Genomic DNA, 7,149 nt, shown 5'->3' on the forward strand with positions numbered 1-7,149 from the left:
GCCCCAGCCGGGCGGCCGGCCGTCGGCGGGCCGTCCGGGCTGCCCGTTCCCGTCGCCGCCCCAGCCGCCGGTCCCCCTGGACGGCACCCAGACGTCGGCGGTCTCGTAGCCACCTCCGCGGGGGTGCGGTCCGGACGACCACCCGCCCGCGTCGGAGGGCCACGGGGGCATGGACGGCCAGGCGGTGTTGTTCGGGTCGGCCGGGTTGGACGGGTACGAGGGATGGCCGGGCCCCAGCTGGTAGCCGCCCGCCGGCCATTGGGACGGCTGGCCGGGCCGCGGACCGGACTGAGGGCCGGCCTGAGGGGCTTGAGGGGCTTGAGGGGCTTGAGGGGCTTGAGGTGCGTGAGGAGCGGGTTGCGGGGTGACGTAGAGGTCGTCGCGGCTGACGGCCGGGGTGCCGCTGTGCGCGGGTGCGGGTGCGGGCGAGGGGCCGAGCAGCACCTCCGGCAGCAGCACCATGGCGGTCAGCCCGCCCGAGCCGTGCTGGCGGAGCTGCACGCGGACGCCGTGCCGGTTCGCCAGCCTGGCGACCACGAACAGGCCCATCCGGCGGGAGACCGAGACGTCGACGGTGGGGGCGTCCACGAGGCGCTCGTTGGCATGGGTCAGCTCCTCGTGGGTCATGCCGATGCCGGCGTCGGTGACCGACAGCATGACGCCGCCGCCGTCGATCCGGCTGCCGGAGACGGTGACGCGGGTCTCGCGCGGGGAGAAGGACAGGGCGTTCTCCACCAGCTCGGCCAGCAGGTGGATGACGTCGTTGACCGCCTGACCCGCCACCGAGACACCGTCAGGCACCTGGAGGACGACACGTTCGTAGCTCTCCACCTCCGACAGCGAGGCGCGGGCGACGTCGACCAGCTTCACCGGCTGACTCCACCGCCGAGGCGGATCCTGCCCCGCCAGCACCAGCAGATTCTCGCTGTTACGACGCATACGAGTCGCCAGATGATCCAGCTTGAACAGGTTCGCCAACCGGCTCTCGTCCTGCTCCCCCTGCTCCAACCCATCGATCAACGTGATCTGCCGCTCCACCAACGTCTGACTCCGCCGCGACAGGTTCACGAACATCGCATTCACATTGCTCCGCAGCCGCGACTCCTCACCCGCCAACCGCACCGCCTCACGATGCACCTCATCGAACGCCCGCGCCACCTCACCGATCTCATCCTCGGAATCCACACCGATCGGCTCCACGTCCATGAGCGCGGTGGTGTCCGACTCGCGCAGCCGCTGGACGGTGGCGGGCAACCGCTGCCCGGCGATGTGCAGGGCCTCACCCCGCAGCCTGCGCAGCGGCCGGACGAGGGACCTGGCCATCACGACGGTCACGACGAGGACGGCGAACAGCAGCGCCGCGATTGCGATGCCGACGATCATGGCGGTGTTCTGCTCCGCCTCCTGGAGGTCGCGGCTGCGCAGGATGATCGTCTCGGCCAGGCCCGCCTCGACCTTGCGCATGCGGTCGATCGCGCTGCTCATGGACTCGAACCAGGTGCCGGCGGCGTTGCGCGTGCCGAGCGTGGCGTCGGTGAGGCGGCTGTTCTCCTCCGCCAGCACGATGGCGCGGGCCCTGAGTCCCTCGGCGCGGTCGACGTCCTCGCCGCTGACGTTGTCCTCGTACGTCTGCCGCTGCGCGATCGTGGCGTTGGCCCGGAAGGCGACCAGCTCGCTGTCGCGCTGGGCGCGGGCCGCGAGGAAGTCGCTGAGCATGACGGGGTCGAACCTCCTGGTGGCGAAGGCCGACATCAGGATGGCCCGCTCCCTGGACGCCTGAGCCTTGGCCCTGCCCAGCGCCGCGAACGCGGCGACGCCGTCGGCGAGCTCCTCGTCGACGGCGCCCCGGTCGATGTCGTCGCCGAAGGCCATCACGTCACGGATGGTCTGCTCGTACAGGCGGATCACGGTCGGGGTGTCGAACTGGGACCCGGCGGCGGCCTTGCGCGCGCTGGGCAGCGCGTTGAGCCTGTTGCGGATCTGCACGGCCTCGGCGCGCTCGTTGCCGTCGGATGCGGCGAGGGACTCGATGCTCCCCCGTACGTTCTGCACGGCGGCGTTGACGCTCGCGTACTGCGCCTGCATCTTGCCCGCCGCGCTGGCCCTGCGCCCCTGGGCGACGTACGTGGCGGTCAGGTCCCGTTCGAGCTCCAGCGCGTGGGCCAGCTCCGCGAGCCGGCCGGTGAGCACCGCGAGCTCATTGACCCGCTGATACTGCACCGCGCTGCCGATGGAGGTGGCGACGCGGGTGCCGCCCAGGATGACCGCCGCAAGGGTGGGGATGACGATGAGGGCCAGCAGCTTCGAGCGCACCCGCCAGTTGCGCAGCGCGGACCTCTTGGAGCGCCGGGTGGGGGCGCCGGTGCGGGGCACGCGGACCTTGGCGTGGTCCGGCTGGGGTGGCACCGGGGTCGTCGCGGGCTCTGTGCCGGCGGGGGCGGGGTTCCCGCTGGTAGATGCAGTCCTCACCGACGTTGCAACCTCTCCTCGGACGTCTGATGCGGGCGGATCGCATCAGGACTGTTTGGCGTGCGGCGCCAACTCATCCATGGCGAGTGCTTATTTGAGCACACCCACATTAATTCGGCCAATGCCGCATGCATCACAAGTGACACAGTAATCGTCAAATCGCCATAAACCAGGCCATTTTAAGGTTCAACCGTAATGAAAAACCGGATGAAAGGCTGCAAACCCCACCAAACCACTCATAGCGGGCGAATCATCACTGGGTGTGGCCTGTCCAAGGAGAAACGGTTGATCAGCTCGGTACGCTGACTCCCGTCTGCTCATCTTCCCCGTCTGACCCGGTATGTCACTCGGTCGGATGCAGCCATGGAGACTTCAATGACGTTTTCCGCGAACGGGACATTCCCATGCGGCTGAATGCCCGCCGTGCCCTTGACAGCCCGCTGGTCTGCGGTGTCATCGGCGTGGTGGCCCTGCTGTCCGCCGCCGAGGCGGCCGGCAGGCTCGGCCTCATATCCACCGTCCAGTTCCCGCTCACCTCGACGGTGCTGCTGGAGGCCGCCGGGCTCGCCGCGGACCCGGCCTTCCTCGCCGACGTCGCGACCACCTTCGGCGGCTGGGCGCTGGGGCTGCTGGCGACCGTCGCGGTGGCCGTGCCGCTCGGCCTGCTGCTCGGCAGCGTGCCGCCGATCGAGGCGGCGCTGCGGCCGGTGATCGAGTTCCTGCGCCCCATCCCGTCGGTCGCGATCATCCCCCTGGCCACGTTCATGTTCTCCGGGCGGCTCGACCTGAAGGTCGCGGTGATCCTGTACGCGTCGACGTGGCCGATCCTGATCAACACCGTCTACGGGCTGCGCGAGGTCGACCCGGTGGCCAAGGAGACGCTGCGCACGTTCGGCTTCGGCCCGCTGTCGGTGCTGTGGCGGGTCTCGCTGCCGAGCACGGCGCCGTTCATCGCGACCGGGGTCCGGGTGGCGGCGGCCATCGCGCTCATCCTGGCGATCAGCACCGAGCTGCTCTCCAGTGGCGCCGGCGGCATCGGCAACTTCATCGTCCTGGCGGAGAGCAGTCCCGAGGGACTGAGGATGCAGGTCGCCGCGATCGTCTGGGCGGGCCTGCTCGGCCTCGTCACCAACGGCGTCTTCGTGTGGGGCGAACGCCGGATCTTCCGCTGGCACACGGCCAGGACGGGGGCGACGCAGTGATCAGGAAGGTCGCCGCCGCCGTGCTGCGGCTGTGGATCGTGCCGGTGGTGCTGGTCGTGTGGGAGCTGGGCACCCGGGCGCTGGCGGGGCCCTACTTCCCGCCCCCGACGAAGATCGCCGCTCAGATGGGCGAGCTGTGGTTCAGCGGCCCGCCCACCCGGCTCTGGCTCAACGACACCGCCCTGACCAACTTCCCGTACAGCATCGCCAACCTGCTGACGGGCTGGGTGCTGTCGGGCGTCGGGGGCGTGGTCGTCGGCGTGGCGCTCGGCCGCTCGTCGCTGCTCTTCCGGTTCCTCGACCCGATCATCCAGTTCGGCAGGGCGCTGCCGCCGGTGACGCTGCTGCCGCTGTTCATCGCCCTGTTCTCGACCGGCGCGCGGATGCACATCCTGCTGATCGCCTTCGGCATCGTCTGGCCGGTGCTGTTCAACGCGGCGGACGGCGCTCGCCACGTGGACCCGCTGCACCTGGACACGGCCCGCGTGTTCCGGCTCTCCCGCGTCCAGCGCCTGGTCAAGGTGATCCTGCCGTCGGCCCTGCCGAAGGTCTTCGCGGGGCTGCGGCTGAGCCTGTCACTGGCGCTGATCCTCATGGTCATCGCGGAGACCTTCAGCACGATCGGCATCGGCTACCAGCTCCGCGTGGCCGAGCGCGGCTACGACCTGCCCGGCACGTGGGGCGCGGTCATCCTGCTCGGCGTGCTGGGCTACGTGTTCAACCAGATCTTCGTGCTGCTGGAACGGCGGGCGCTGGCCTGGCAGAGCTCCGCCCAGCGCAGAACGTGACACGAGCCACTTCTTCCCCGAATTACATTCTGTCCCCATGCATAACACCCGATAAACCCGGCAGAAAGTTTGAATCTGGATATTTCATCGTATGTGGGGACATTCCGCTATCGGCGCTATGGGGCGTTTCCCGCCTTGCGCTAGGCTCGTTCCCTCAAGATCACGCCCAAGCGCGAATATCCACGCGTCTTCCCCCTGGAGCGATCATGTCCGGTCTCCGGCGCCGCCTGCGTATTTCCGCACTTTTGCTCACAGCCACCGCACTGCTCGCCGCCGGATGCGGCGGAGGCGGTTCGGCCTCCTCCCCGAACGCCGGCGGCCTCGAAAAGGCCGAGCTCAACATCGGCATGCTGCCGCTCCCCGAGGTCGCCCCCATCCAGATCGCCATCGACAAGGGCTTCTTCAAGGCCGAGGGCCTCACCGTCAAGCCCCAGATCATCCAGGGCGGCGCCGCCGCCGTGCCCGACCTGCTCAGCGGCAAGCTGGACATCCTGCACAGCAACTACGTCTCCGCGATCTCCGTCGTGGCCAAGGGCGTGGGCAAGCTCAAGGTCATCGGCGAGGCGTGGACCGCCAAGCCGGGCAACTTCGCGATCATGGTGAAGAAGGGCTCGCCCATCACCAAGGTGTCCGACCTCAAGGGCAAGAAGGTCGGCGTCAACACCCTCAACAACGTGGTCACCCTGACCGTGAGCGCGCTGCTCAAGACCAACGGCCTCACGCCCGAGGACGTCACGTTCGTCGAGCAGCCCTTCCCGCAGATGGCGGGCGCGCTGGAGGGCGGCCAGGTGGACGCCGGCTTCATGCCCGAGCCGTTCCACCAGATCGCCGCCAGCAAGAACGGCGCGGTCCTGCTGGCCGAGCCGTTCGCGGGACCGACCGCCGACTTCCCCATCGCCGGCTACATGGTGAGCGAGCAGTTCGCCAAGGAGAACCCCAAGACGGTGGCCGCCTTCCAGCGTGCCCTGCTCAAGGCAACCGAGGTGGCCATCTCCAACTCGGCCGAGGTCGACACGGCCCTGACGAAGTACACCAAGATCGACAAGGCCACCGCCGACCTCATGGTCCTCGGCGGCTTCTCCACCACGGTCAACGAGACGCGGCTGCAGCGGGTGGCCGACCTGATGCTCGAGTTCAAGTACCTGCCGCAGAAGTTCGACGTCAAGCAGATGATGCACACGCCGAGCGCATCCTGACGATGGAGCCGTGCGGGGTCCGCGCGGGCACGGGCTGACCCTGCGGCACCAGACGGACGACCCGAACAAAGGGGGAGCGCACGCCGCTCCCCCTTCGCATAGCGAGCGATCACGCCCGCCTGCTCATGGCGAGCGACCAGGCCCGTCGCCCGGCGGGCGGAGAACCTCCTGGGGGAGCACGATGCGAATCCTGATCATCGGCGCGGGAATCGGCGGCCTCACCACCGCCCTCAGCCTGCGGGCGGCGGGACTCGACTGCGTGGTCGTGGACTCCGCCACGGCCCTGCGCCCGCTGGGCGTCGGCATCAACCTGCAGCCGCACGCCGTACGCGAGCTGACCGAGCTGGGCCTGGGCGAGCGGCTGGCAGCCACAGGCGTGGAGACCACCTTCATGACCTTCACCGACCGGTTCGGCGGCGAGATCCTCGCGCTGCCGCGCGGGCGCTCGGCCGGCTACCGGTGGCCGCAGTACTCGATCCACCGGGGCGAGCTGCAGATGATCCTGCTCGCCGCCGTGAAGGAGCGCGTCGGACCGGTACGGCTGGGCACCCGGTTCGAGACGCTGCGGCAGGACGGCGACGAGGTGGAGGTGGTGCTCCGCGACGTGACCACCGGTGAGGCGCTGCGCGAGCGGGCGGACGTCGTGGTCGGCGCCGACGGCGTGCACTCGGCGGTCCGGGCCCGCCTGCACCCGGGGGACGACCCGCTGGTGTGGGGCGGGATCCGGATGTGGAGGGGCACGGCCAAGGGCGGGCCGGTCATGGACGGCGCGACCGTGCTCGTGGCCGGGTCCAACCGGAGCGCCAAGTTCGTCGCCTACCACATCTCCGCCGCCGACCCCCGGCTGGTCAACTGGGTGGCCGAGGTCAAGGTGGACGAGCCTGGGGTGGTCAAGGAGGCCGACTGGTCCCGTACGGGCGGGCTGGAGGACGTGGCGCGGCACTACGCCCGGTGGGAGCACCGGCACCTCGACATCCGGGGACTGCTGGCCGCCTCCGAGCGCATCCTGGAATACCCCATGTGCGACAGGGAACCGCTGGCCTGGTGGGGTGAGGGACGGGTGACGCTGCTGGGTGACGCCGCCCATCCCATGTACCCGATCGGGTCCAACGGCGGGTCGCAGGCGGTGCTCGACGCCAGGGTGCTGGCCAGGTGCCTGGCGACCTCGGACGACCCGGCGGCGGCGCTGGCCGCGTACGAGGCCGAACGGCGACCGCCCACCTCCGCGCTGCTGCTCGCGCACCGCTCGCTGCCGATCGAGGCGACGATCAGCCTGGTGGCCGAGCGGGCTCCTGGGGGTTTCGCCGACATCGCGGACGTGCTGACGGCGGAGGAACTGGCCTCGATGGCGGCGGCCCAGCACGGCATCACCGATGTGGACGTGCGGGCGCTGAACGAGCGGGAGTCGTGGAGCGTGCGCTAGCCGTTCCAGCCTGGCACGGCCATCCGGACGTTCAGCGCGTGCTCGACCAGATTGATCAACGCGCTCTTCAC

5 protein-coding genes are annotated in these 7,149 nt (G+C 69.7%); 4 read left to right on the forward strand and 1 reads right to left on the reverse strand.

The window, feature by feature from the left end; translation table 11 throughout:
• A partial coding sequence (locus tag DQW85_RS05670; RefSeq protein WP_162794756.1) for a sensor histidine kinase occupies nucleotides 1-2,469 on the reverse strand: 2,469 nt, incomplete at its 3' end.
• Nucleotides 2,470-2,873: 404 nt separating this feature from the next.
• Here DQW85_RS05670 and DQW85_RS05675 point away from each other — a divergent pair.
• The 4 genes from DQW85_RS05675 to DQW85_RS05690 all read left to right on the forward strand — a co-directional run bounded on the left by DQW85_RS05675 (nucleotide 2,874) and on the right by DQW85_RS05690 (nucleotide 7,078).
• Nucleotides 2,874-3,671, forward strand: a complete 798-nt coding sequence (locus DQW85_RS05675; protein WP_113699358.1) for an ABC transporter permease — start codon at nucleotides 2,874-2,876, stop codon at nucleotides 3,669-3,671.
• Nucleotides 3,668-4,459 (forward strand): ABC transporter permease, encoded by a 792-nt coding sequence (locus DQW85_RS05680; protein ID WP_240196948.1) that lies wholly within the window; start codon nucleotides 3,668-3,670, stop codon nucleotides 4,457-4,459. The genes DQW85_RS05675 and DQW85_RS05680 overlap by 4 nt, the downstream gene beginning before the upstream one ends.
• A gap of 206 nt (nucleotides 4,460-4,665) precedes the next feature.
• On the forward strand, nucleotides 4,666-5,655 hold the full coding sequence (locus tag DQW85_RS05685) for an ABC transporter substrate-binding protein (protein ID WP_113699359.1): 990 nt from the start codon (nucleotides 4,666-4,668) through the stop codon (nucleotides 5,653-5,655).
• Nucleotides 5,656-5,836: 181 nt separating this feature from the next.
• Nucleotides 5,837-7,078 (forward strand): FAD-dependent monooxygenase, encoded by a 1,242-nt coding sequence (locus DQW85_RS05690; RefSeq protein ID WP_240196949.1) that lies wholly within the window; start codon nucleotides 5,837-5,839, stop codon nucleotides 7,076-7,078.
• Nucleotides 7,079-7,149: the final 71 nt, after the last annotated feature.

This window comes from Nonomuraea lactucae, from assembly GCF_003313395.1.
GTDB lineage: Bacteria > Actinomycetota > Actinomycetes > Streptosporangiales > Streptosporangiaceae > Nonomuraea > Nonomuraea lactucae.

What these genes read in the sequence shown, in the direction of transcription:
- DQW85_RS05675 (WP_113699358.1), top strand. Translation starts at nt 2,874, where the DNA reads ATGCGGCTGAATGCCCGCCGTGCCCTTGACAGCCCGCTGGTCTGCGGT.
- DQW85_RS05685 (WP_113699359.1), top strand. Translation starts at nt 4,666, where the DNA reads ATGTCCGGTCTCCGGCGCCGCCTGCGTATTTCCGCACTTTTGCTCACA.
- DQW85_RS05690 (WP_240196949.1), top strand. Translation starts at nt 5,837, where the DNA reads ATGCGAATCCTGATCATCGGCGCGGGAATCGGCGGCCTCACCACCGCC.